This is a genomic window from Roseovarius sp. MBR-51, from assembly GCF_053628575.1.
Window position 1 is genome coordinate 234,983 of record NZ_JBRJGQ010000008.1, and the last position, 21,813, is coordinate 256,795.

General features: G+C 62.4%; 23 protein-coding genes. 20 read left to right on the forward strand and 3 right to left on the reverse strand.

Annotated features, from left to right (window positions below; all coding sequences use genetic code 11):
- The first annotated feature begins 11 nt into the window (after positions 1-11).
- On the forward strand, positions 12-398 hold the full coding sequence (ybgC, locus tag ACSSVY_RS13880; RefSeq protein ID WP_454270170.1) for a tol-pal system-associated acyl-CoA thioesterase: 387 nt from the start codon (positions 12-14) through the stop codon (positions 396-398).
- On the opposite strand, the gene ACSSVY_RS13885 is transcribed toward ybgC, so the two are convergent.
- Positions 375-1,124: a redoxin domain-containing protein gene (locus tag ACSSVY_RS13885; RefSeq protein WP_454270171.1), complete on the reverse strand. Its 750-nt coding sequence runs from the start codon at positions 1,122-1,124 to the stop codon at positions 375-377. The two genes, ybgC and ACSSVY_RS13885, sit on opposite strands and share 24 nt — an antisense overlap.
- A gap of 322 nt (positions 1,125-1,446) precedes the next feature.
- Here ACSSVY_RS13885 and ACSSVY_RS13890 point away from each other — a divergent pair, with 322 nt between their 5' ends.
- The 13 genes from ACSSVY_RS13890 (at position 1,447) to folD (ending at position 14,967) form a co-directional block, all read left to right on the forward strand.
- A complete protein-coding gene (locus tag ACSSVY_RS13890; protein WP_454270172.1) occupies positions 1,447-2,175 on the forward strand; it encodes a response regulator transcription factor in 729 nt (242 codons plus the stop codon).
- A gap of 159 nt (positions 2,176-2,334) precedes the next feature.
- Positions 2,335-3,030 (forward strand): protein TolQ, encoded by a 696-nt coding sequence (gene tolQ, locus ACSSVY_RS13895; protein ID WP_009816481.1) that lies wholly within the window; start codon positions 2,335-2,337, stop codon positions 3,028-3,030.
- Positions 3,031-3,033: 3 nt separating this feature from the next.
- Complete coding sequence (gene tolR, locus ACSSVY_RS13900; protein WP_454270173.1) at positions 3,034-3,507, forward strand: protein TolR; 474 nt, start codon at positions 3,034-3,036, stop codon at positions 3,505-3,507.
- 11 nt (positions 3,508-3,518) lie between these two features.
- Complete coding sequence (locus ACSSVY_RS13905; RefSeq protein ID WP_454270174.1) at positions 3,519-4,664, forward strand: energy transducer TonB; 1,146 nt, start codon at positions 3,519-3,521, stop codon at positions 4,662-4,664.
- Positions 4,661-5,986 (forward strand): Tol-Pal system beta propeller repeat protein TolB, encoded by a 1,326-nt coding sequence (tolB, locus tag ACSSVY_RS13910; RefSeq protein WP_454270175.1) that lies wholly within the window; start codon positions 4,661-4,663, stop codon positions 5,984-5,986. The genes ACSSVY_RS13905 and tolB overlap by 4 nt, the downstream gene beginning before the upstream one ends.
- Before the next feature lie 75 nt (positions 5,987-6,061).
- A complete protein-coding gene (gene pal, locus ACSSVY_RS13915; protein ID WP_454270176.1) occupies positions 6,062-6,580 on the forward strand; it encodes a peptidoglycan-associated lipoprotein Pal in 519 nt (172 codons plus the stop codon).
- A gap of 23 nt (positions 6,581-6,603) precedes the next feature.
- A complete protein-coding gene (ybgF, locus tag ACSSVY_RS13920; RefSeq protein WP_454270177.1) occupies positions 6,604-7,449 on the forward strand; it encodes a tol-pal system protein YbgF in 846 nt (281 codons plus the stop codon).
- Entirely contained in the window at positions 7,446-8,705 is a 1,260-nt protein-coding gene (tilS, locus tag ACSSVY_RS13925) for a tRNA lysidine(34) synthetase TilS (RefSeq protein WP_454270178.1), read from the forward strand. The genes ybgF and tilS overlap by 4 nt, the downstream gene beginning before the upstream one ends.
- A 79-nt stretch (positions 8,706-8,784) precedes the next feature.
- The gene (ftsH, locus tag ACSSVY_RS13930; RefSeq protein ID WP_454270179.1) at positions 8,785-10,707 is read left to right on the forward strand and encodes an ATP-dependent zinc metalloprotease FtsH; all 1,923 of its coding nucleotides are present in this window, start codon (positions 8,785-8,787) and stop codon (positions 10,705-10,707) included.
- Positions 10,708-10,769: 62 nt separating this feature from the next.
- Positions 10,770-11,489 carry a methyltransferase domain-containing protein gene (locus tag ACSSVY_RS13935; RefSeq protein ID WP_454270222.1) on the forward strand — a complete coding sequence of 240 codons (720 nt, stop codon included), beginning with the start codon at positions 10,770-10,772 and terminating at the stop codon, positions 11,487-11,489.
- Positions 11,490-11,552: 63 nt separating this feature from the next.
- Positions 11,553-12,158 (forward strand): MOSC domain-containing protein, encoded by a 606-nt coding sequence (locus ACSSVY_RS13940; protein ID WP_454270180.1) that lies wholly within the window; start codon positions 11,553-11,555, stop codon positions 12,156-12,158.
- Positions 12,159-12,308: 150 nt separating this feature from the next.
- On the forward strand, positions 12,309-13,985 hold the full coding sequence (locus ACSSVY_RS13945; protein ID WP_454270181.1) for a formate--tetrahydrofolate ligase: 1,677 nt from the start codon (positions 12,309-12,311) through the stop codon (positions 13,983-13,985).
- A gap of 91 nt (positions 13,986-14,076) precedes the next feature.
- Positions 14,077-14,967, forward strand: a complete 891-nt coding sequence (folD, locus tag ACSSVY_RS13950; RefSeq protein ID WP_454270182.1) for a bifunctional methylenetetrahydrofolate dehydrogenase/methenyltetrahydrofolate cyclohydrolase FolD — start codon at positions 14,077-14,079, stop codon at positions 14,965-14,967.
- 4 nt (positions 14,968-14,971) lie between these two features.
- Here the strand turns inward: folD and ACSSVY_RS13955 are convergent, their stop codons facing one another.
- Both ACSSVY_RS13955 and ACSSVY_RS13960 read right to left on the reverse strand, forming a co-directional pair.
- Complete coding sequence (locus ACSSVY_RS13955) at positions 14,972-15,694, reverse strand: vWA domain-containing protein (RefSeq protein ID WP_454270183.1); 723 nt, start codon at positions 15,692-15,694, stop codon at positions 14,972-14,974.
- Positions 15,695-15,797: 103 nt separating this feature from the next.
- Positions 15,798-16,646 (reverse strand): hypothetical protein, encoded by an 849-nt coding sequence (locus ACSSVY_RS13960; RefSeq protein WP_454270184.1) that lies wholly within the window; start codon positions 16,644-16,646, stop codon positions 15,798-15,800.
- A 305-nt stretch (positions 16,647-16,951) separates the two neighbouring features.
- Between ACSSVY_RS13960 and rplO the strand changes: the two genes are divergently transcribed.
- The 6 genes from rplO to ACSSVY_RS13990 all read left to right on the forward strand — a co-directional run bounded on the left by rplO (position 16,952) and on the right by ACSSVY_RS13990 (position 21,658).
- On the forward strand, positions 16,952-17,425 hold the full coding sequence (gene rplO, locus ACSSVY_RS13965) for a 50S ribosomal protein L15 (protein WP_454270185.1): 474 nt from the start codon (positions 16,952-16,954) through the stop codon (positions 17,423-17,425).
- Positions 17,426-17,536: 111 nt separating this feature from the next.
- Positions 17,537-18,901, forward strand: coding sequence for a preprotein translocase subunit SecY (gene secY, locus ACSSVY_RS13970; RefSeq protein WP_297776483.1), 1,365 nt, complete (start codon positions 17,537-17,539; stop codon positions 18,899-18,901).
- Positions 18,898-19,542, forward strand: coding sequence for an adenylate kinase (locus ACSSVY_RS13975; RefSeq protein WP_454270186.1), 645 nt, complete (start codon positions 18,898-18,900; stop codon positions 19,540-19,542). The genes secY and ACSSVY_RS13975 overlap by 4 nt, the downstream gene beginning before the upstream one ends.
- Positions 19,543-19,753: 211 nt before the next feature.
- Positions 19,754-20,122: a 30S ribosomal protein S13 gene (gene rpsM, locus ACSSVY_RS13980; protein ID WP_045683785.1), complete on the forward strand. Its 369-nt coding sequence runs from the start codon at positions 19,754-19,756 to the stop codon at positions 20,120-20,122.
- 15 nt (positions 20,123-20,137) lie between these two features.
- Positions 20,138-20,527, forward strand: a complete 390-nt coding sequence (gene rpsK / locus ACSSVY_RS13985; protein ID WP_454270187.1) for a 30S ribosomal protein S11 — start codon at positions 20,138-20,140, stop codon at positions 20,525-20,527.
- 114 nt (positions 20,528-20,641) lie between these two features.
- Positions 20,642-21,658, forward strand: coding sequence for a DNA-directed RNA polymerase subunit alpha (locus ACSSVY_RS13990; RefSeq protein ID WP_454270188.1), 1,017 nt, complete (start codon positions 20,642-20,644; stop codon positions 21,656-21,658).
- Positions 21,659-21,813: the final 155 nt, after the last annotated feature.

The following is a 21,813-nucleotide window of genomic DNA, read 5'->3' on the forward strand; positions in this document are numbered from 1 at the left end:
GGACAGAGCCCGTGACCAGCCCTCCGCATGTCTTTCCCATCCGCGTCTATTACGAGGATACCGACATGGGCGGGATCGTCTATCACGCCAATTTCTTGAAATTCATCGAACGCGCCCGCAGCGCATGGGTGCGCGACCTTGGCATTGACCAGAACGCCATGCGCGCGGCGGGCACGATTTTTGTGGTCCGCCGGGTCGAGATGGATTTCCTCGCCCCCGCGCGCTTCGACGATGTGCTAGAGGTCGAGACCCGCACCACCACTGTCACCGCCGCACGTCTGGTGATGGAGCAGACCGTGACGCGCGGGACAGAGCGGCTCTTGCAGGCTGTGGTGACGGTGGTGTGCGTGGGACCTTCTGGTCAGCCTGTGCGCTTACCCTTGCTCTTGCGTGCTTGACACCAGCCTGAGGTGGCTTTTCGGTTCGACCACCCGCAAATACGGTGTGAGTCTTACTGAGTCAGAGGCGAAATGCCGTCTGACCTCGGTTTCAGGGAACGTGTCGGGGACGATCACGAGATCCCCTTGGTCCCAGTCCGCGGGCGTGTACGCGCCGGTTCTGTCGTGTAGCTGTATCGCCTTGGTCACGCGCAAAACCTCATCAATGTTGCGCCCGATATAGGTCGGATACTCAAAGATCAGCCGCACCTGCAGGGCCGGATCAATGAGAAAGCTTTTGCGGATTGGTCGTGACACCTCTTGCTTGTCATGAACCATCCCGAACAGCTGGGAAAGTTTCAGGTTAAGATCGCTCGCGCCGGGGAAATCGACAACACAGCCGAACAGCTTGTGGATGTCCTCGTGCCAAGCGCGTTGGTCTTCGATCGTAGCCCCAGTCAGCGCCAGATTCTTGAGATTGATCGCCTGACACTCCGTCGCACAATCGGCAAGTGCGGCAAGCTCGGTCGTACAAACCGACGTATAGGCGCCGGGATGGCTGAACAGATGGACCCAACTCCCCTCAGCCCAGTCCCAAAAACGCAACGGACCCTGGGTCGTATCAACAGTGAAATCAGGAAACGTGTCACCAATCTGTGGCAACCATTTGACAGATCGCCGCAAAGAACTCGGCAGTCTGAGAACCTCGTTCCCCGGTCCGCGCGGGGTAAAGAACTGAATTGTCATAACATGCACCCCCATAGCCTTATGATTGTATCCCGTTGCGACCTGCAACACTGAGAAGATTATGTTCGATTGTGTCCACAATCGGGCAAAGAAGTTTAAGGTTATGTTTCATGAGATTAAAAAATTTTTTCTAGTTTGGGTTGTGCGCCAAAGATCACTTCTATATGTCTCTTCACGATTTTGTGAGTATCGGGATCACTCAGTCTGATCCCAGAGCGCCGCGGCATGTTCTTTTTGTCCTCCGGCTATCCGTTTTACCCCCCCCATTTCGCCATCGGCTCGCGCGCCGGAGAGGTGCGGGCAGATTCAAAGCGAGACAAGAATGCCACTCAGGGCACTGGTTCTGGATGAGGAACGCACGACCCATTCGCTCGTGACAGACCGGCTTGTGGATGAGGGATTCGAGACCGTTTCATGCGGCCCGGATGACAGCATTCTGGCAACCGTCGAGCGGCATCAGGTGCACATCTGTCTGATTGCGACCCGTTACCGTGGTCTTGATGGCTATGAAATAGCGCGCGACCTGCGTCACAGATCCGCGGCAGGCGTGATCGTGATGGGCAACTCCAATGATGAAATCGACACGGTCATGGCCCTCGAAATGGGAGCCGACGATTACCTCGCCAAACCGATTCGCCCCAGAGAACTCTGCGCGCGAGTCCGCTCGGTGTTGCGTCGGACCGTGAACACCCCACCCGAAACGGACGGGGCGCGTCCGCTGCCTGATCGCTATCTGCGCCGGGTGGACGATATGGAAATCTGCGGCGTGGTCCGCAGTGTCAGCGTCTCGGGTCGGTTGGTTGATCTGACAACCTTGGAGTTCGACGTTCTGATGGTCCTTTCGGCGCACACGAATGCCATCCTCTCCCGCGACAAGATCATTCAATCGGTGCGCGGCACTGACTGGTCGATCAGCCACCGGTCGGTGGACGGGATCATCAGCCGCCTGCGCCGCAAGCTCTTTGAGGGCGACGAGGGCAACCGCCGCATCAAGACGGTGCACGGGCGCGGGTACATGTTGCTCGAAGCGCAATTGGTAGGCGGAGCCTGAGTCAAGCACCACGTTCTGGCAATTATCCGCCTGATCCTTGCGCGAAATTTGCCTCAAACCCGCGTGAGCCATCGGATGGTGTTGGCTTTCCCATTTCAAATAGGGTAGTTTCCTCCGCAATAAGGCCGGAAAACGGCCAGACACATAAAGAGCAGGCAAATGGAAGCAGAAACCCTGGCATTGGCACAGGAGATGGATTTCTCCATGTGGGCGCTTTTTGCGCGCGCCACCTTCATCGTCAAACTTGTGATGTTCATGTTGATCGTGGCCTCATTCTGGTCGTGGTCGATCATCATCCAAAAGATCATCGTCTACCGCAAGGCCCGGCTCGAAGCCGAAATCTTCGACCGCCGCTTCTGGTCCGGAGAGCCGCTTGATGGTCTCTTCGACGAAATCGGCCCCGATCCCGCCGGACAATCCGAAAGGATTTTCGCCGCCGGGATGATGGAATGGCGGCGCAGTCACCGCAATGACGGCAATCTGATCGCCGGGGCCACGGCGCGGATCGACCGCAGCATGGACGTGGCCATCGCCAAGGAATCCGAAGGGCTCCAGAGCGGGCTTCAGGTGCTGGCGACAGTCGGCTCCACCGCACCCTTCATCGGCCTGTTCGGCACGGTCTGGGGTATCATGCACGCCTTCATCGAGATTGCCGAGCAGCAGAACACCAACCTTGCCGTCGTCGCACCGGGCATCGCAGAGGCGCTCTTGGCCACCGGCCTTGGCCTCATCGCGGCCATTCCGGCGGTGATCTTCTACAACAAACTGAGCGCCGATGCCGACCGCATCGTGGCGGGATACGAGGCCTTTGCCGACGAATTCGCCACCATCCTCAGCCGACAGTTGGACAGCTAGACCATGGGCGCGGGTGTCGTTCAGAAATCGGGCGATTCAGGGCGTCGCAGGCGCGGGCGCGGCCGCTCGCGTCCGATGGCAGAAATCAACGTCACGCCCTTTGTGGACGTGATGTTGGTGCTTTTGATCATCTTCATGGTCGCCGCGCCGCTCATGGTGGTGGGTGTGCCGGTAGACCTGCCCAAGACCGCCGCGAATTCCCTCCCAAGCGAGGAAGAAGAGCCGCTGACCGTCACTGTCACCGCCGACGGTGTCGTGATGATCCAGACCACAGAGGTGCCGCGTGACGAGTTGATCGCGCGCCTGCGCGCCATCGCGTCCGAGCGCGACGGCACGCGGGTGTTCCTGCGCGCAGACGGGGCTGTGCCCTATCTCGAAGTGATGCAGGTCATGGGCGCGCTCAATCGCGGCGGCTTTGGCAATATCGGGCTGGTCACAGATGCTGGCGGCCCGGCGCTTGACGGGCAGGGCGGCTAGGGGCGCATCTGGTGAACACCGGACAGATCATATCGGGCGCGGGCCATCTGGCATTGATCAGCTGGGCCCTGTTCGGGGGCGTGTTCCGCTCTGATCCACCACCCTTCGAGGTGGTGGAAGCCACGACCATTTCCACCGAAGACTTTGCCGCACTCGTCGCGCGCTCGACCTCGCCCGAGGCCGTCGCCAATGTCGACACCCCAGAGCCCCCCGCGCCGGGCGATGCCGCCCCGCCGCTTGCCTCCACGCCGGATGCCGCACCCGAGAGCACGCCGCCCGAAGCACAGGAAAGCGCGCCGCCCGATCCCGCGCCGGATGTCTCCGAGATCACCCCACCCGCGCCCGCCGAGGTCGAAGACACAGCCCCTGTGATGGAAACCCCGCAAGAGGACGTGGCCGTCATGGTGCCGCAGGTCTCGCCCCGCCCCAAGCCGCGCCCGGTCCCCCGCGTCGCCCCCGAGGCCGTGGCACCGCCAGAGCCGGATGTGCGCATCGACGATGTCGCGCAACCCGACGTCACCCCCGACGAAGGGGCCGAGGTTCAGGAAGAACCGTCCGAGGCCACAGCCCCCGAAGAGGCCGCAACCGAGATCGTGACCGAGGCCGAAGAGCCGGAGCAATCCGCGCCCACCTCCTCGCTGCGCCCCAAACCACGCCCCGCGCGCCCCGTCGAGCAGGCCGAAACCCCGAAGCCCGCCGAGACCCCGAAACCCGCTGCGACAGAGACACCCAAACCCACCCCCACCGCGCCCGCCACCGATCAGAGCGCCGTCAATGACGCGCTCGCCGCCGCCCTTGGCACCAGCCAGCAGACCGATACCGCCCCCAGCGGCCCGCCCCTGACATCGGGCGAAAAGGACGCCCTCCGCGTCGCCGTGCAGCAATGCTGGAACGTGGGCTCACTCAGCACCGAGGCGCTGGGCACAACGGTTGTGGTTTCGGTCCGAATGGGCGAGGATGGCAAGCCAGACAATGGCTCGATCCGCATGGACAGTTTCTCGGGTGGCGGTGACGCTGCGGCCCGTCAGGCCTTCGAGGCCGCTCGCCGCGCCATCATTCGTTGCGGTGCCAATGGATTTAACCTACCTGCTGACAAATACGATCAGTGGCGTGACATCGAAATGACATTCAATCCGGAGAGTATGAGGATCAAATGATGCGCTTTATGATGACCCTCCTTGCGGCCCTCACGCTTTGGGCCATGCCCGCACTGGCGCAGGGCAACGGCCCGCTTCGGATCGAGATCACCGAAGGTGTGATCGAACCGATGCCCTTTGCCGTGCCCGATTTCGTGTCGGACAGCGCGGCGGGTCAGGACCTCGGCCGCAACATCGCCAGCGTGATCGCCGCCGACCTTTCGGGCACCGGCCTCTTTCGCCAGATCCCCTCCGAGGCGCATATCAGCCGGATCACCAGCTTCGAAAGCCCGGTGCAATATGCCGACTGGCGTGCAGTCAACGCGCAGGCGCTGATCACGGGCGCGGTCAGCACCGATGGGGCCGGGCGCATCGTGGCGAAATTCCGCATCTATGATGTCTATTCCGGTCAGGAACTGGGCTCCGGACAGCAATTGGTCGGCACGCAGGACGGTTGGCGGCGCATCGCCCACAAGGTTGCCGATCAGGTCTACAGCCGGATCACCGGCGAGGGCGGCTATTTCGACAGCCGCGTTGTGTTTGTCGCCGAAAGCGGCCCCAAGGACCAGCGTGCCAAACGACTGGCGATCATGGATTATGACGGGGCCAATACGCAATATCTGACGGATAGTGCCAGTATCGTACTGGCCCCCCGCTTTTCCCCCACGGGCGACCGGGTGCTCTATACCAGCTATGAGACCGGCTTTCCGCGGATCTATGTCCTTGACGTCGCCAATGTTGGCCGCCGTGAATTGCCCACCCTCGACGGCACTATGAGCTTTGCCCCCCGCTTTGCCCCCAACGGGCGCACCGTGGTCTATTCCTTGACCCAGGGCGGCAACACCGATCTCTACACAATGGACATCGGAAGCGGGGCCAGCACCCGGCTGACCACCGCCCCCTCGATCGAAACTGCGCCCAGCTATAACCCCGACGGGAGCCAGATCGTGTTCGAGAGCGACCGCTCTGGCACACCGCAGCTCTATGTCATGTCCGCAGGCGGCGGCGAGGCCCGGCGCATCAGCTTTGGCGAGGGGCGCTACGGCACGCCCGTCTGGTCGCCGCGGGGCGATCTCGTGGCCTTCACCAAGCAATCCAAGGGTCGGTTCCACATCGGCGTCATGCGCACCGATGGCAGCGAAGAACGCCTGCTCACCGCGTCTTTCCTCGACGAAGGCCCGACATGGGCGCCCAACGGCCGCGTGATCATGTTCACCCGCGAGACCCAAGGCGCGCAGGGTCAGGCCAGTCTCTATTCGGTGGACATCACCGGGCGCAACCTCAAGGCCGTGCCCACCAACACCGGGGCGAGCGATCCGTCGTGGTCGCCGCTGCAGAATTGAACAGACAAGGCCTGCGTTTCCTTGGGGCGCAGGCTGTGATATTAACGGCCAAGGCAGAAACCGAATGGGGCTAAAATGACCTATCTGAGCAAGACACTGATCTTCTGTGCAGGGCTGGCACTGGCAGCCTGTACCAATCCCGATCGCTTCGACAACGGCAATTCGGTCGATCTCAATAACGGCGCCGGCGCCGGGGCTGGCCTTGCAGGGTCGGCGCAGGACCCGACCTCGGCCGCCTATTTCCAGCAGGCCGTTGGCGACCGCGTGCTGTTCGAGGTGGACCAATCCACCCTCAATGCAACGGCACAATCCACGCTTGACGGTCAGGCCAACTGGCTGATGACCAATCGCGATTTCACCGCCGTGATCGAAGGCCACGCCGACGAGCAGGGCACCCGCGAATACAACCTCGCCTTGGGCGCGCGCCGCGCCAACGCCGTGCAGGAATATCTGATCAGCCAGGGCGTCGCCTCCAACCGTCTGCGCGTCGTCAGCTTTGGCAAGGAACGCCCGATCGAGATTTGCAGCAACGAGGCCTGCTACACCAAGAACCGCCGCGCGGTCACCGTGCTCGCCGCGGGTCTGGGCAGCTGAACGAACTGAGAGAGGGCAGAACCATGCGCCGTTTCGCGTTTCTTCTGGCCGCTGGCCTCCTTGTCGCGCCCTACGGGGCTGTCGCGCAATCGGATCAGACCTTGGCCGATATCCGACAGGAACTGTCGGTTCTTTACGTGACCTTGCAGCATCTCAAGCGCGAACTCAGCACCACCGGCGGCGCGGGGCAACTCGGCGGCGGCGGCTCGCTCGTGGACCGGGTGAATGCCATCGAAAGCGAGGTGCAGCGCCTCACGTCCAAGACCGAAGAGCTGGAATTCCGCATCGACCGCGTGGTGTCTGATGGCACCAATCGCGTGGGCGATCTGGAATTCCGCCTCTGCGAATTGGAACCGGGCTGCGACATCGCCACGCTGGAGCCGGGCAGCACTCTGGGCGGGGTTGATCCGGTGACAGCAGGCGGCGGCACCGCTGCTCTGCCTTCACCGTCCACCCCCACCGCCACCGACAATGCCCCCCAACTTGCAATCGGCGAAAAGGACGATTTCGAGCGCGCCGAGGCCGCCTTGCAGGCAGGCAACCATGGTGAGGCCGCGGCAGGGTTTGCCACCTTCCTCTCCACCTATCCGGGCAGCCCGCTGTCGGGTCGGGCCGGTCTTCTGCGCGGCGAGGCGCTCGAGGCATCGGGCCAACAGAGCGAGGCCGCGCGCGCCTATCTCGACAGCTTCAGCGCCGCCCCCGACGGCGCAGAGGCCCCGGAATCCCTCTTTCGTCTGGGCCGCGCGCTGGGCCGTTTGGGCCAGACCCAAGAGGCCTGCGTGACGCTCGCCCAAGTGGCGGCGCGCTATCCCACCGCTGCGGCCGTTGCCTCCGCGCAAACCGAGATGAGCCGCCTGGGCTGTTCGTGACACCGCCCGATGCGCGGCTCCGCGACCGTGTCGCGGCCTGTTTTGCAGGGCATCCGCCGCCCCGGCTCGGGGTGGCGGTCTCCGGCGGAAGCGATTCGCTGGCGCTCCTCCATCTCCTCCACGACTGGCAGCGCGCAGGCGGCCCGGCCCTTGCCGCTGTCACCGTCGATCACGGCCTGCGCCCCGAGGCGGGGGCCGAGGCCGCAGAGGTGGCACATATCTGCGCTCGCCTCAATGTGCCGCACCACACTCTGCATTGGCAGGGCTGCGGCGGGTCCGGCAATCTGCCCGACCGCGCCCGCCGCGCCCGCTATTCGCTCATGACGGACTGGGCCGCAGCGCAAGGCGTGACCGACATCGCCCTCGGCCATACCCAGGACGACCTTGCCGAAACCTTCCTGATGCGGCTGGCGCGCGGCGCGGGTGTCGACGGTCTCGCCGCCATGCGCCCGCGCTGGATCCAAGGGGGCGTGACCTTTCATCGCCCGCTCTTGGAGGTCGCGCGCGACACCCTGCGCGACCACTTGCGCGGGGTCGGGCAGACGTGGATGGACGATCCCACAAATTCGGACCTGTCTTATCTGCGCCCGCGTGCGCGGCAAACCCTCGCCGCTCTGGCCCCCCTCGGCCTTGACGCGGCGACCCTTGCCGATGTGGCGCGCACCCTGTCGGACGCGCGCACCGCGCTCTCTTACACCACCCACGCCGCCGCCCGCACGCTCACCCGAGTTGAGGCAGGCGACCTGCTCATTGATCACGCTGGCTTTGCCAATCTGCCCGATGAGATCGCCCGCCGCCTGCTGCATGGCGCGCTCCAGTGGCTCACCGGGGCGGATTATCCACCGCGCGGCGCGGCCCTGTCCGCTCTGCTGGCAGCGGCCCGCGCCGGCCAGACCATGACCCTGCAGGGCTGCCTGCTTTTGCCTGCCAAATCCGGTCACCTGCGCCTCACGCGCGAATATGACGCGGTCAAGGATCTGCGCACGCCCGCAACCGCCCTATGGGACACTCGCTGGCAGGCAATCGGCCCGTCAGATCCCGCCGAGATCGAGATCGCGGCCCTCGGTCCTGTGGGCCTGCGCACCTGCCCCGATTGGCGTCTCAGCGGCCTGCCGCATGCGTCTGCCTTGGCGACACCGGGTCTCTGGCAGGGCGATTCCCTGATTGCCGCACCCCTCATGGGCTGGCCAAACGGCTGGGCCTTGACCCTGCGCCGCGACCGGGACAATCTGCTCACGGCGCTATTATCTCATTGAAGATAGGCCCGTGATCTCTATTTATGATCCACGCACCCTGTGCTAGACGCACGGGGATACGAATTTTGGGAGAGAACCCTTGGGTAATGCAAGAAATATCGCCTTCTGGCTGGTGCTGTTCCTGTTGATCCTGGCGCTGTTCAACCTGTTCAGTGGCTCGGGCAACACACTCCAGAGCCGCGCGGTGCCATATTCCGATTTTGTCGAGGCAGTTGACAGTGGTGCCGTGAGCCAGGTGACACTGGATGGCGAAACCGTCCGCTATCGCGGCGCGGATGGTCAGGACTACGCCACGATCAAGCCCGAGGATGCAGAAATCACCCAACGCCTGATCGACGCGGGCATTCCGGTCAAGGCCGAGAGCCAGCAGCAATCCGGCTTTCAGACCTTCCTCGTTTCGCTTCTGCCCTTCCTCCTGCTGATCGGGGTCTGGATCTATTTCATGAACCGCATGCAGGGCGGTGGCAAAGGCGGCGCGATGGGCTTTGGCAAATCCAAGGCCAAGATGCTCACCGAAAAGCATGGCCGCGTGACCTTTGACGATGTCGCAGGCATTGACGAGGCCAAGGAAGAGCTTGAGGAGATCGTTGAATTCCTGCGCAACCCGCAGAAATTCTCACGCCTCGGCGGCAAGATCCCCAAGGGCGCGCTGCTTGTCGGCCCTCCGGGCACCGGTAAAACCCTGCTTGCCCGCGCGATTGCAGGCGAGGCGGGCGTGCCGTTCTTCACCATCTCCGGCTCTGACTTTGTGGAAATGTTCGTCGGCGTCGGTGCATCCCGTGTGCGCGACATGTTTGAGCAGGCCAAGAAGAACGCGCCCTGTATCGTCTTTATCGACGAGATTGACGCCGTCGGTCGCCACCGCGGTGCGGGCTATGGCGGCGGCAACGATGAGCGGGAACAGACGCTGAACCAACTTCTTGTCGAGATGGACGGGTTCGAGGCCAACGAAGGCGTGATCATCATCGCCGCCACCAACCGCAAGGACGTGCTTGATCCCGCGCTCCTGCGTCCCGGTCGCTTTGACCGTCAGGTCACCGTGCCCAACCCCGACATCAAGGGCCGCGAGAAAATCCTCAACGTGCATGCCCGCAAGACGCCGCTTGGCCCCGATGTGGACCTGCGCCTGATTGCACGCGGAACGCCGGGCTTCTCGGGGGCGGACCTTGCCAACCTCGTCAACGAGGCGGCGCTGACCGCCGCGCGTGTGGGACGCCGCTTTGTCACCATGATCGATTTCGAGAACGCCAAGGACAAGGTGATGATGGGGGCCGAGCGCCGCTCGATGGTCCTGACCGACGACCAAAAGGAAAAAACCGCCTATCACGAGGCCGGGCATGCCGTCGTGGGTCTCGCCCTGCCGAAATGCGATCCCGTGTATAAGGCCACGATCATCCCGCGGGGTGGCGCCCTCGGCATGGTCGTCAGCCTGCCCGAGATCGACCGCCTCAACTGGCACCGCTCGGAATGCGAAGAGAAACTCGCCATGACCATGGCGGGCAAGGCTGCCGAAATCCTCAAATACGGCGAGGATAACGTGTCCAACGGTCCCGCAGGCGACATTCAGCAGGCCAGCGGTCTGGCGCGCGCCATGGTGATGCGCTGGGGCATGTCCGACAAGGTCGGCAATATCGACTATGAACAGGCGCACGAAGGCTACATGGGCAACGGCGCGGGTGGCTTCTCGATTTCCGCTCATACCAAAGAGCTGATCGAGGAAGAGGTCAAACGCCTGATCGACGAGGCCTATATCCGCGCCAAGAAGATCCTGACCGACCGTCAGGAGGATTGGGAGCGTCTGGCACAGGGCCTTTTGGAATACGAAACCCTGACCGGCGAGGAAATCAAGCGCGTCATGCGCGGCGAGCTGCCCGCGGCGGATGATGACGATGATGGCACGGCAGAGGCCACCAAACCCTCTGTCACAGCCATCCCCAAGACCAAGCCCAAATCCACGCCTGGCACCGGTGACGGCGGGCTGGAGCCAGAGCCCTCGACGTGAGCACAACTCCCGCGAAACAAGACTGGAATCCCGGAGCCTATGCAAGGTTCCGGGATCAACGTCTGCGCCCCGCCCTCGATCTCTTAAACGCGGTCGGGCAAATGGGCGCGGGCGATGTGGTCGATCTCGGCTGTGGCAATGGCGTGATGGCCGAGGCGCTGCGCGCCCGTGCGGGCAATCGCACCATCGTCGGCGTCGACGCCAGCCCCGCCATGCTTGAAAAGGCCCGTGCGGCCGGTGCTTATGATGCGCTGCAACAGGGCGACATTGCCGATTGGCATCCGCGCCGCGCGCCGGGTCTGATCTATTCCAATGCGGCCCTGCACTGGGTCGGCAATCACGAGGCCCTGATGCCCCGGCTGGTGCGCATGCTGGGCAAGGGCGGCACGCTCGCCGTGCAGATGCCACATCAGAACAAGGCGCCGTCCCACCGCGTCTGGCTCTCGCTCGCCGAAGAGCTCTTTGACGGCCGGGTCGAGAAAATGGGCACCCCCGGCGTGATGACCCCGATCAGATACGAGGAACTGTTGGCCCCCCTCGGTCAATTCCGCCTCTGGGAAACCGACTATTACCAACGCCTCACCGCAGAACCCGGGAGCCATCCGGTGCGCCGCTACACCGAGAGCACCTATGCCCGCCCGGTACTGGCCGCGCTCGAGCCGGATGAAAAGGCCGATCTCATCCGCCGCTACGAAGAGGTAATGCACACCGCCTATCCGGTCCGCGCCGATGGCACGGTGCTCTTCCCCTTCCGCCGCCTGTTCTTTACCCTCACCGTCTGAGCCGCACGGCGAGCGACCCTGCGGGGCGAGTATTTGTCACCAAGAAAAACGGGGCGCGCACCAATGCCTGCATTGATCCCAACTGACTATGAGGGTCGACTCACATGGTTGGGCCGGGTTGCCCGCCGCGACGCCACGCTCGAATCGGAACCGCTCGACGCCGTGGACGTGACCTTCGCCGGAATCGCGGGCGAGGAACACGCGGGCTTGACGCGTCCCTCCTGTAGCCGCGTGCTGTCACAACATCCCCGCAACACCGAGATTCGCAATGTGCGGCAATTCTCGGTGCTCTCGGTCGAAGACCTCTCAGCTATCGCCGCGACCATGGGCATAGCGCGGCTCGACCCGGCATGGCTCGGGGCGTCGTTGGTAATCGAGGGTATTCCCGATCTCAGCCACCTGCCGCCCTCGTCGCGCCTGCAAGGGCCGGATGGGGTGACTTTGGTGGTGGATATGGAGAACCGCCCCTGCCAATTGCCCGCCAAGGTGATCGAGGGATACGCGCCGGGGTTCGGCGCGCGGTTCAAGCGCGCGGCCTTGGGGCGGCGCGGCGTCACCGCTTGGGTCGAGCGCGAGGGACGGCTCAACCGCGGCGATACCCTGCGCCTGCATATTCCCGATCAACCGATCTGGTCCGAGCTGCCCCGTGCCCGTGGCAGCCTGCTCTGAAAGTCCCCAAAATCGTTTCCGATCCGACACAGACTGCGACAGCCCGCCGCAACCACGGGTCCATGTGTCGGATTCGCATGCTGTGGGATGCCGGGGATTGGCTATGACCGTGGTCAGACCAGGCTCAACAGACAAGGGAAGGAAACGACTATGGGTTACAAGAGCGATATCGAGATTGCACGCGAGGCAAAGAAGCGTCCGATCCAAGAGATTGGCGCAAAGCGCGGCATCTCCAACGAAGATCTGCTGCCCTACGGACATGACAAGGCCAAGGTGAGCCAGAAGTTCATCGATTCGGTGCAGGGCAACAAGAACGGTCGCCTCATCCTCGTGACCGCCATCAACCCGACCCCCGCCGGCGAAGGCAAGACCACGACCACCGTCGGTCTCGGCGATGGCCTGAACCGAATCGGCAAAAAGGCGACTGTCTGCATCCGCGAGGCCTCGCTCGGGCCGAACTTTGGCATGAAGGGCGGGGCCGCGGGCGGTGGCTATGCGCAGGTCGTGCCGATGGAGGACATGAACCTCCATTTCACCGGCGATTTCCATGCCATCACCTCGGCGCATTCGCTGCTCAGCGCGATGATCGACAACCACATCTATTGGGGCAACGAGCTTGACATCGACACCCGCCGCGTCGTGTGGCGTCGCGTGGTGGACATGAATGACCGCTCCCTGCGCCAGATCACATCCTCGCTGGGCGGTGTGTCCAACGGCTTTGCCCGTGAAGACGGATTTGACATCACCGTGGCCTCCGAGGTCATGGCGATCCTCTGCCTCGCCAAGAACCTCAAGGATCTCGAAGACCGTCTCGGCTCGATGATCGTGGCCTACCGCCGCGACAAGACACCCGTCTTCTGCCGCGACATCAAGGCCGAGGGCGCGATGACCGTGCTCCTCAAGGACGCGATGCAGCCGAACCTCGTGCAGACGTTGGAAAACAACCCCGCCTTCGTGCATGGCGGCCCCTTCGCCAATATCGCGCATGGCTGCAACTCGGTCATCGCCACCACCACCGCGCTCAAGATCAGCGATTACGTTGTGACCGAGGCGGGCTTTGGTGCTGACCTTGGCGCTGAAAAGTTCATGAACATCAAATGCCGCAAGGCGGGTCTTGCGCCCGATTGCGTGGTGATCGTGGCCACGGTCCGCGCGATGAAGATGAACGGCGGCGTGGCCAAGGCAGATCTGGGTGCCGAGAATGTCGACGCGGTCAAGGCTGGCTGCCCCAACCTTGGGCGTCACATCGAGAACGTCAAATCCTTTGGTGTGCCGGTCGTGGTTGCGATCAACCACTTCGTCACCGACACCGACGCCGAGGTTGCAGCCGTGAAAGAGTATGTCGCGGGCCACGGTGCCGAGGCGGTTCTGTCGCGCCACTGGGAACTCGGTTCTGAAGGCTCGGAGCCTCTGGCACGCAAGGTGGTCGAACTGGCCGAGTCCGGCAAAGCCAACTTTGCACCGCTCTACCCTGACGAGATGTCGCTCTTCCACAAGATCGAGACCATCGCCAAGCGCATCTACCGCGCCGACGAAGTGCTCGCGGACCAGAAAATCCGCAATCAACTCAAGGAATGGGAAGCGCAGGGCTATGGCCATCTGCCGGTCTGCATGGCCAAGACGCAGTACAGCTTTACCACCGACCCGAACCGTCGCGGCGCGCCCACCGGCCACTCCGTGCCGGTCCGCGAAGTGCGGCTCTCGGCCGGTGCTGGCTTTGTCGTGGTGGTCTGCGGCGAGATCATGACCATGCCGGGCCTGCCCAGCAAACCTGCCGCCGAGACGATCCGTCTCAATGCGGATGGTCAGATCGAAGGTCTCTTTTAAGCCAAACCCAACAGCGCCGCCCGGGGTATAGTGCCTCGGGCGGCGCTACGCGTTGGGCGTGAATAGTTCAAGAATGAGGAAAGGGCTGCGAATGACGGCTAAAGTGATCGACGGCAAGGCCTTTGCCGCAGAGGTGCGCGCCAAGGTGGCGTCGCATGTGACGCGCCTGAAAGACGAGAACGGCATCACGCCGGGTCTCGCGGTGGTGCTTGTGGGCGAAGACCCGGCCAGTCAGGTCTATGTCCGCTCCAAGGGCAAGCAGACCGTCGAGGTGGGCATGAACTCTTATGAGCACAAACTTGACGTAGACACGTCCGAGGCGGATCTTCTGGCGCTGATCGACCAGCTCAACAAGGACGCCACCGTGCATGGCATCCTCGTGCAATTGCCGCTCCCGAAACATCTCGATTCCGATCTGGTGATCAATTCGATTGATCCGGCCAAGGATGTCGACGGCTTTCACATTTCCAACGTGGGCCTCTTGGGCACCGGCCAGAAATCCATGGTGCCATGCACGCCCCTAGGCTGCCTGATGATGCTGCGCGACCATCACGGCTCGCTTGCGGGCATGGATGCCGTGGTGCTTGGCCGCTCGAACATCGTCGGAAAACCCATGGCACAGCTTCTCTTGGGCGATAGCTGCACCGTCACGATTGCCCATAGCCGGACCAAGGACATCGCCGATGTCTGCCGCCGCGCGGATATCGTCGTGGCCGCCGTCGGTCGCCCCGAAATGGTGCCGGGCGACTGGATCAAGCCGGGGGCCACCGTGATCGACGTGGGCATCAACCGGATCGAGCGGGACGGCAAGACCGTCCTCGTCGGCGACGTCGATTACGCCTCGGTTGCCGCTGTTGCTGGGGCGATCACCCCGGTGCCGGGTGGCGTCGGTCCGATGACCATCGCCTGCCTCTTGGCCAATACCCTCACCGCCTGCTGCCGCGCAAATGGACTGACAGAGCCCGAGGGCCTCACGGCCTGAACGATCAGCCCCGCCCACGCGGCGGGGCTTCCACCCACAGCCCGCCGATCAGCGGACAGCCCAGCGTCTCGCGCAGAGCTGCCGCCAACTCGTCCACCGTTTCGGTCGAGACGAACAATCCCCCCGTCGCATCCGCCAGACATTTGGCAACCGTCTGCCCGTCATAGCCCTGCGCCTCGGGGCTGTTCCACGAAAACGGGTCATGCACCACGCGAAATCCGATCACATGCACCGTGAGGTCGCGCGCCTCGGCCGCGAGCGCCGTCCCGAGCGCACAGGGCGTGCCGCCGCAGGTCTCATTGCCATCCGTGACCAAGACCACGATGCCCGGCTGCGTGCGATAGCCCAAGACCTCCGCCGCCGCCGCGACTGAGGCGGCAATCGGGGTCAGGCCACCGGGCGTCAACGCCTCGATTCCCGCCACCACCGCAGCCCCGGCATCCGGCATCGGGCCAAAGTGGCGCGTGATCCCGGAACAGGGATGACTGCCCCCCGCGCCATAGCTCAACAGGCCGATCCGCCGATAGGGCGCAATCTCGGGCATCACCCGCCGCAGGGCTACGCGCGCCTCGATAATCCGGGTCGGAGCGGTCGGATCATGTCCCACCTCCGCCATGGACCCCGACCCGTCAAACACCAACATCGCATCGGTGGCGCATCCCGTCGCCGCCATGGGCGCAGGTCCCTGCAGAAACGTCAGGGCAAGGCAGAGCGTCAGTGCGCGCATCGCGGGCCTCCGGTCACGGCAGTACCCGCAGCCTATCGCGATCCCGCCACATGTCCAGAGAGGACGCCACGCTTTCAGGGGTCATGCCCCCTGCGGCACGTCGTCATAACACCTTCAGGCAAAAATGGAATTCGTGCAGTGGGCGATAGGTCTTGACCAAGGCATGCAGACCCAGGTTGATCCCGAGCTCCGGAAAAACCTCCGTCAGGTCGACAAATTCCTGATCCGTGAGCACGTTGCAATGCACATCGACATAGCGCGTCTGGGCCTGCTGCATCATCTCTTGCGCATGGCTGAGGGAAAATCTCCGCGGCGCACCGTGATCCGCACCCTTAGTCCAGATCTGACCCGCTTTGACCTCTCTGTTGTGATAGAAATGATCGAACACGGTTTGCGGGTCCGGCTTGGAAATATCCCGCGCATCGCGGTCCAGAAACTGCCCCAATGTCGTTCTTGGGCGGTCGATATCATAGGTGTAGCGCCGATCCGGAAAGGCGCCGATGACTGTGCCCCCGTGGCCCAGTTCCGTCGCGATGTCGCGCAGAAATCCCAAAAGGTTCGGAATATGCTCATACACATGCGACCCAAAGACGAATTTGACCCCATGCCCGGAAATCGCGCGCGGCAAGGACACGGACTTCAGCACGTAATCCACCTCGACAACCTTCTCGACATGCCGCAGCGGGCTGCGACCCGCGAGATATTTGAGGTCGTCCGTCGTATTGACGTCCGCATAGCGCACATTCCAGTCCGGGCGGGTCAAAAGTGGGCGGTCAAACGGGCCAATCTCCACCCCCAGAGCCTGAGGCTCGACGCAATTCGCCACAAACTCCAAGAGGCGCGGTCCTCTTTGCTCCAGCGCCAAGGCCGCATCCGCTGCGGTAAACCGCACCTCTTGCTTCTGTTCCGAAACCGGAACGGGCGGAGGGGACTTGCTGAAAAACCGCATCATCTAGGACCCTTTAACCATCAGACGTCAAATCTGGTTGCGAACTTTCCCTAGACTTACCGACTGGCGCAGTATTTGAAAAGTTGTGGCAGATCAATTCGTCATCGGTCACTGGCCAGTGACGCCAAGATTCGCTGAGGCCCGCCCGTGCAAACCACGACAGCCAACGCATTCTCAGCCCTTGATCCCGACGCGCCCTGCGTCTATACGCCCCCGGTGGCCCCGTCTTGGGGTCCGACTCAACCCACACACGCCGCGTTCGGCCGCTCCCGTCGCTGGGGGCCGCATCCGGCAAGGAGATAGCGACAATGAAACTGCATGAACTGCACGACAATCCCGGTGCCACCAAAAAGCGCAAGCGCATTGGTCGTGGTCCGGGTTCCGGCATGGGCAAAACCGGTGGCCGGGGTATCAAAGGTCAGAAATCCCGTTCGGGTGTTTCGATCGGTGGCTACGAGGGTGGCCAGATGCCGCTCTATCAGCGCCTGCCCAAGCGCGGCTTTACCAAGCCGAACCGCAAATCCTTTGCCGTCATCAATCTGGGTCTGATCCAGAAATTCGTCGAAGCCGGCAAGATCGACGCAACCGCCCCGATCACCGAGGATGCGCTCGTCGCCTCCGGTCTGGTGCGCCGCAAACTCGATGGCATCCGCGTCCTGAACAAGGGTGACGTGACCGTCAAGCTGACCATTCAGGTTACAGGCGCCTCGCGCTCCGCGATCGAAGCGGTCGAAAAGGCCGGCGGCTCCCTCTCGGTCACAACCGCGCAGGCGGCTGAATAAGAGGTTGTGAGCGGCACCCGTGCCGCTTACATATGGCCCAAGTTTTCCTTTGACGCCGCCTGAGCTGGAAAACAGCCCAAGGCGGCGTTGTCACATGAAAGAGACCCGCGAATGGTATCTGCAGCAGAGCAAATGGCGGCCAACACTAGCTGGTCCGCGCTTGGCAAGGCCACCGAACTGCGCAAACGCATCCTGTTCACCCTCGGCCTGCTGATTGTCTACCGGCTGGGCACCTTCATCCCCGTGCCGGGGATTGATGGGATCGCGCTGCGTGAATTCATGGAAGGCGCGCAGGCGTCCATTGGCGGCATGCTGTCGATGTTTACCGGCGGCGCACTCGGGCGCATGGGCATCTTTGCTCTGGGGATCATGCCCTATATCTCGGCGTCGATCATCGTTCAGTTGATGACGGCCATGGTGCCCGCTCTTGAGCAACTCAAGAAAGAGGGCGAGCAGGGTCGCAAGAAGATCAACCAATACACCCGCTACGGCACCGTCGTCCTCGCCACGCTGCAATCCTACGGTCTGGCGGTCAGCCTGCAATCCGGCGAAATGGTCACGAATCCGGGCATGTTCTTTATCGTCTCCTGCATGATCACGCTGGTCGGCGGCACCATGTTCCTGATGTGGCTGGGCGAACAGATCACCGCGCGCGGCGTCGGCAACGGCATCTCGCTGATCATCTTTGTCGGCATCATCGCCGAGGTGCCCGCCGCTCTGGCGCAGTTCTTCGCCTCTGGCCGCTCCGGCGCTGTCAGCCCTGCCGTGATCGTCGGCGTGATGGTGATGGTCGTCGCCGTGATCGCCTTCGTGGTCTTCATGGAGCGGTCCCTGCGCAAGATCCACATTCAATATCCCCGCCGTCAGGTGGGCATGAAGATCTATGATGGCGGCTCCTCGCACCTGCCGGTCAAGGTCAACCCGGCAGGCGTGATCCCGGCAATCTTTGCCTCCTCGCTGCTCCTGCTGCCTGCGACGATCACCACATTCTCGGGCAGTACGACCAATCCGGTCCTCTCGACCGTGATGGCCTATTTCGGCCCCGGCCAGCCGCTCTATCTGCTGTTCTTCACGATCATGATCGTGTTCTTTGCCTATTTCTACACCTTCAACGTCGCGTTCAAGACCGATGACGTGGCGGAAAACCTCAAAAACCAGAACGGCTTCATTCCCGGCATCCGTCCGGGCAAGCGGACAGCGGAATATCTCGACTATGTCGTTGTCCGCGTGCTGGTTCTTGGCTCTGCCTATCTCGCGGCGGTCTGCCTTCTGCCCGAGGTGCTGCGCAATCAATTCGCGATCCCCTTCTACTTTGGCGGCACATCCGTGCTGATCGTGGTCTCCGTCACCATGGACACGATCCAGCAGGTGCAATCGCACCTCCTCGCCCATCAATACGAAGGGCTGATCGAGAAATCCCAGCTCAGCGGCAAGGGCAAGAAACGCTCCCGCAGAAAAGCCCCGGCGCGCAGATGAATATCATTCTTCTCGGACCGCCGGGCGCGGGCAAGGGCACACAGGCGCATTACCTGGTCGAGAGCCGGGACATGATCCAGCTCTCCACCGGCGACATGCTGCGCGCCGCCAAGGACAGCGGCTCGGACATGGGGCGGATCGTCGCCGATGTCATGGCGCGCGGCGATCTTGTGACCGATGAGATCGTGATCGGCCTCATCCGCGAACAATTGCAGGGTGAACAAAAGGGTGGCTTCATTTTTGATGGCTTCCCACGCACGCTGGCACAGGCCGATGCCCTCGCCGACCTGCTCGAAGAGATGGGCGAGACGTTGGAGGCTGTGATCGAATTGCGTGTCGATGACGAAGCACTGGTTCAGCGCATCACGGCCCGTTCGACCTGCGGCAACTGCGGCGAGGTCTATAACGACATCACCAAACCCTGGCCCGCCGATGGCAAATGTGCCAAATGCGGCTCGACGGATGTCATGCGCCGCGCCGACGACAACGAAGACGCGCTGCGCAACCGCCTGATGGAATATTACAAGAAAACCTCCCCGCTCATCGGCTATTACTACGCTCATGGCCAACTGACCTCGGTCGACGGTCTGGAGGAAATCAATGCGGTTCAGGCCGAGATTGCCAAAGCACTTGACAAATAGGGCAATGCCGGGGGCCGGGGTCTTGACGCTCCGTTCATTTCCCCCTAACCAGCCCTATCTCGAACGCGAGATTGATTCTATTTCCGGGTCGCCCCCGAATTGCGAATCGCCCATCTGATATCAGCCGCGGCCCGGTGCGTGATCGCCTCGGGCTTACGTTGTGAAAAAAGGTTCTGGTGCTACGGAACCGCAACGAAAAAGGAAACTGCACTTGGCACGTATCGCCGGCGTCAATATCCCGACCAACAAACGGGTTCCAATCGCCCTCACCTATATCACAGGAATCGGCCATTCTTCGGCTAAATCCATCTGCGAAGCCCTCAACATCGACACCTCGCGTCGCGTGAACGAGCTGTCGGATGCCGAGGCTCTGGCCCTGCGCGAACACATCGACGCGAATTTCACCGTCGAAGGTGACCTGCGCCGTGAAACCCAGATGAACATCAAGCGTTTGATGGATCTGGGCTGCTACCGTGGCCTGCGTCACCGCCGCAATCTGCCGGTGCGTGGTCAGCGGACCCACACCAATGCTCGCACCCGCAAGGGCCCGGCAAAAGCCATTGCCGGCAAGAAGAAATAAGGGAGGGCATTCAATATGGCACGCGAAACCAAACGCACCAAGAAAAAGGTCTCCAAGAACATCGCCACCGGCGTTGCTCATGTGAACTCGTCTTTCAACAACACCAAGATCCTGATCTCGGATGTGCAGGGCAATGCAATCGCATGGTCCTCTGCCGGGACCTGCGGGTTCAAAGGCTCGCGTAAATCCACGCCCTACGCCGCTCAGATGGCTGCCGAAGATGCAGGCAAAAAGGCGCAGGAACATGGCATGCGGTCGCTCGACGTCGAAGTTCAGGGTCCGGGTTCGGGCCGTGAGTCGGCGCTGCGCGCTCTGGCCGCTGTTGGCTTCAACATCACCTCGATCCGTGATGTGACCCCGATGGCTCACAATGGCTGCCGCCCGCCGAAACGCCGCCGGGTCTGATCCGACAAATCTCTTGGTGGGGCCGCGCTATGGCGCGGTCCCGCTTTCGTCATTTTACATCCTCGGGCGTTCTGGACCTTTGGACATGGGAACAGAGCAAGAATGGAGGGACGCATGATCCACAAGAATTGGGCTGAACTGATCAAGCCGACACAGCTTGACGTCAAACCGGGCAATGACCCGCTGCGTCAGGCAGTGCTGATTGCCGAGCCGCTTGAGCGCGGCTTTGGTCTCACGCTGGGCAACGCGCTCCGCCGCGTGCTGCTGTCGTCCCTGCAAGGGGCGGCCATCACCGCCGTGCAAATCGACAACGTGTTGCACGAATTCTCCTCGGTTGCCGGTGTCCGCGAAGACGTCACCGACATCGTGCTCAACCTCAAGGGCGTGGCCATCCGCATGGAAGTCGAAGGGCCCAAGCGTCTTTCGGTCAATGCCAAGGGTCCGGGCGTCGTCACCGCCGGTGACATCTCCGACAGCGCCGGCATCGAGATCCTCAACAAGGATCACGTGATCTGTCACCTCGACGAAGGTGCTGACCTGTTCATGGAACTGACCGTGAATCAGGGCAAGGGCTATGTCGCTGCCGACAAGAACAAACCCGAAGATGCGCCCATCGGTCTCATTCCGATTGACGCCATCTACTCGCCGATCTCCAAGGTCAGCTACGAGGTCCAGCCGACCCGCGAAGGTCAGGTGCTGGATTACGACAAACTGACGATGAAGATCGAAACCGACGGCTCGATCACCCCAGATGACGCCGTGGCCTACGCCGCACGCATCCTTCAGGATCAGCTGTCGATCTTCGTGAACTTCGACGAACCCGAATCGGCCAGCCGTCAGGACGACGACGATGGTCTCGAATTCAACCCGCTCCTGCTCAAGAAAGTGGACGAGTTGGAATTGTCGGTCCGCTCCGCGAACTGCCTCAAGAACGACAACATCGTCTATATCGGCGATCTTATCCAAAAGACCGAAGCCGAGATGCTCCGCACCCCGAACTTTGGCCGCAAGTCGCTCAACGAGATCAAAGAGGTTCTCTCGGGCATGGGTCTGCACCTTGGCATGGATGTCGAGGATTGGCCGCCAGACAACATCGAAGACCTCGCCAAAAAGTTCGAAGACGCGTTCTAAGATTTTGGGCGGTGCGCAGCCTCTGCGCACCGTTCAACCCAGTGTACAAAACCCGCGTACACATGGTACGCCATGTACGCATCGCGACCCGGGCAATCCCGCCCCAAGGAGAGCGGCTGACACGCATCAGACCGCCGGACAAAGCACAAACGCTT

What these genes read in the sequence shown, in the direction of transcription:
- tolR (WP_454270173.1), top strand. Translation starts at nt 3,034, where the DNA reads ATGGGCGCGGGTGTCGTTCAGAAATCGGGCGATTCAGGGCGTCGCAGG.
- ACSSVY_RS13955 (WP_454270183.1), bottom strand. Translation starts at nt 15,694, where the DNA reads ATGCGCGCACTGACGCTCTGCCTTGCCCTGACGTTTCTGCAGGGACCT.
- ybgF (WP_454270177.1), top strand. Translation starts at nt 6,604, where the DNA reads ATGCGCCGTTTCGCGTTTCTTCTGGCCGCTGGCCTCCTTGTCGCGCCC.
- rplO (WP_454270185.1), top strand. Translation starts at nt 16,952, where the DNA reads ATGAAACTGCATGAACTGCACGACAATCCCGGTGCCACCAAAAAGCGC.
- secY (WP_297776483.1), top strand. Translation starts at nt 17,537, where the DNA reads ATGGTATCTGCAGCAGAGCAAATGGCGGCCAACACTAGCTGGTCCGCG.
- pal (WP_454270176.1), top strand. Translation starts at nt 6,062, where the DNA reads ATGACCTATCTGAGCAAGACACTGATCTTCTGTGCAGGGCTGGCACTG.
- ACSSVY_RS13960 (WP_454270184.1), bottom strand. Translation starts at nt 16,646, where the DNA reads ATGATGCGGTTTTTCAGCAAGTCCCCTCCGCCCGTTCCGGTTTCGGAA.
- ACSSVY_RS13975 (WP_454270186.1), top strand. Translation starts at nt 18,898, where the DNA reads ATGAATATCATTCTTCTCGGACCGCCGGGCGCGGGCAAGGGCACACAG.
- ACSSVY_RS13890 (WP_454270172.1), top strand. Translation starts at nt 1,447, where the DNA reads ATGCCACTCAGGGCACTGGTTCTGGATGAGGAACGCACGACCCATTCG.
- ACSSVY_RS13940 (WP_454270180.1), top strand. Translation starts at nt 11,553, where the DNA reads ATGCCTGCATTGATCCCAACTGACTATGAGGGTCGACTCACATGGTTG.
- ACSSVY_RS13945 (WP_454270181.1), top strand. Translation starts at nt 12,309, where the DNA reads ATGGGTTACAAGAGCGATATCGAGATTGCACGCGAGGCAAAGAAGCGT.
- rpsK (WP_454270187.1), top strand. Translation starts at nt 20,138, where the DNA reads ATGGCACGCGAAACCAAACGCACCAAGAAAAAGGTCTCCAAGAACATC.
- tolQ (WP_009816481.1), top strand. Translation starts at nt 2,335, where the DNA reads ATGGAAGCAGAAACCCTGGCATTGGCACAGGAGATGGATTTCTCCATG.
- tolB (WP_454270175.1), top strand. Translation starts at nt 4,661, where the DNA reads ATGATGCGCTTTATGATGACCCTCCTTGCGGCCCTCACGCTTTGGGCC.
- folD (WP_454270182.1), top strand. Translation starts at nt 14,077, where the DNA reads ATGACGGCTAAAGTGATCGACGGCAAGGCCTTTGCCGCAGAGGTGCGC.
- ACSSVY_RS13990 (WP_454270188.1), top strand. Translation starts at nt 20,642, where the DNA reads ATGATCCACAAGAATTGGGCTGAACTGATCAAGCCGACACAGCTTGAC.
- ACSSVY_RS13885 (WP_454270171.1), bottom strand. Translation starts at nt 1,124, where the DNA reads ATGACAATTCAGTTCTTTACCCCGCGCGGACCGGGGAACGAGGTTCTC.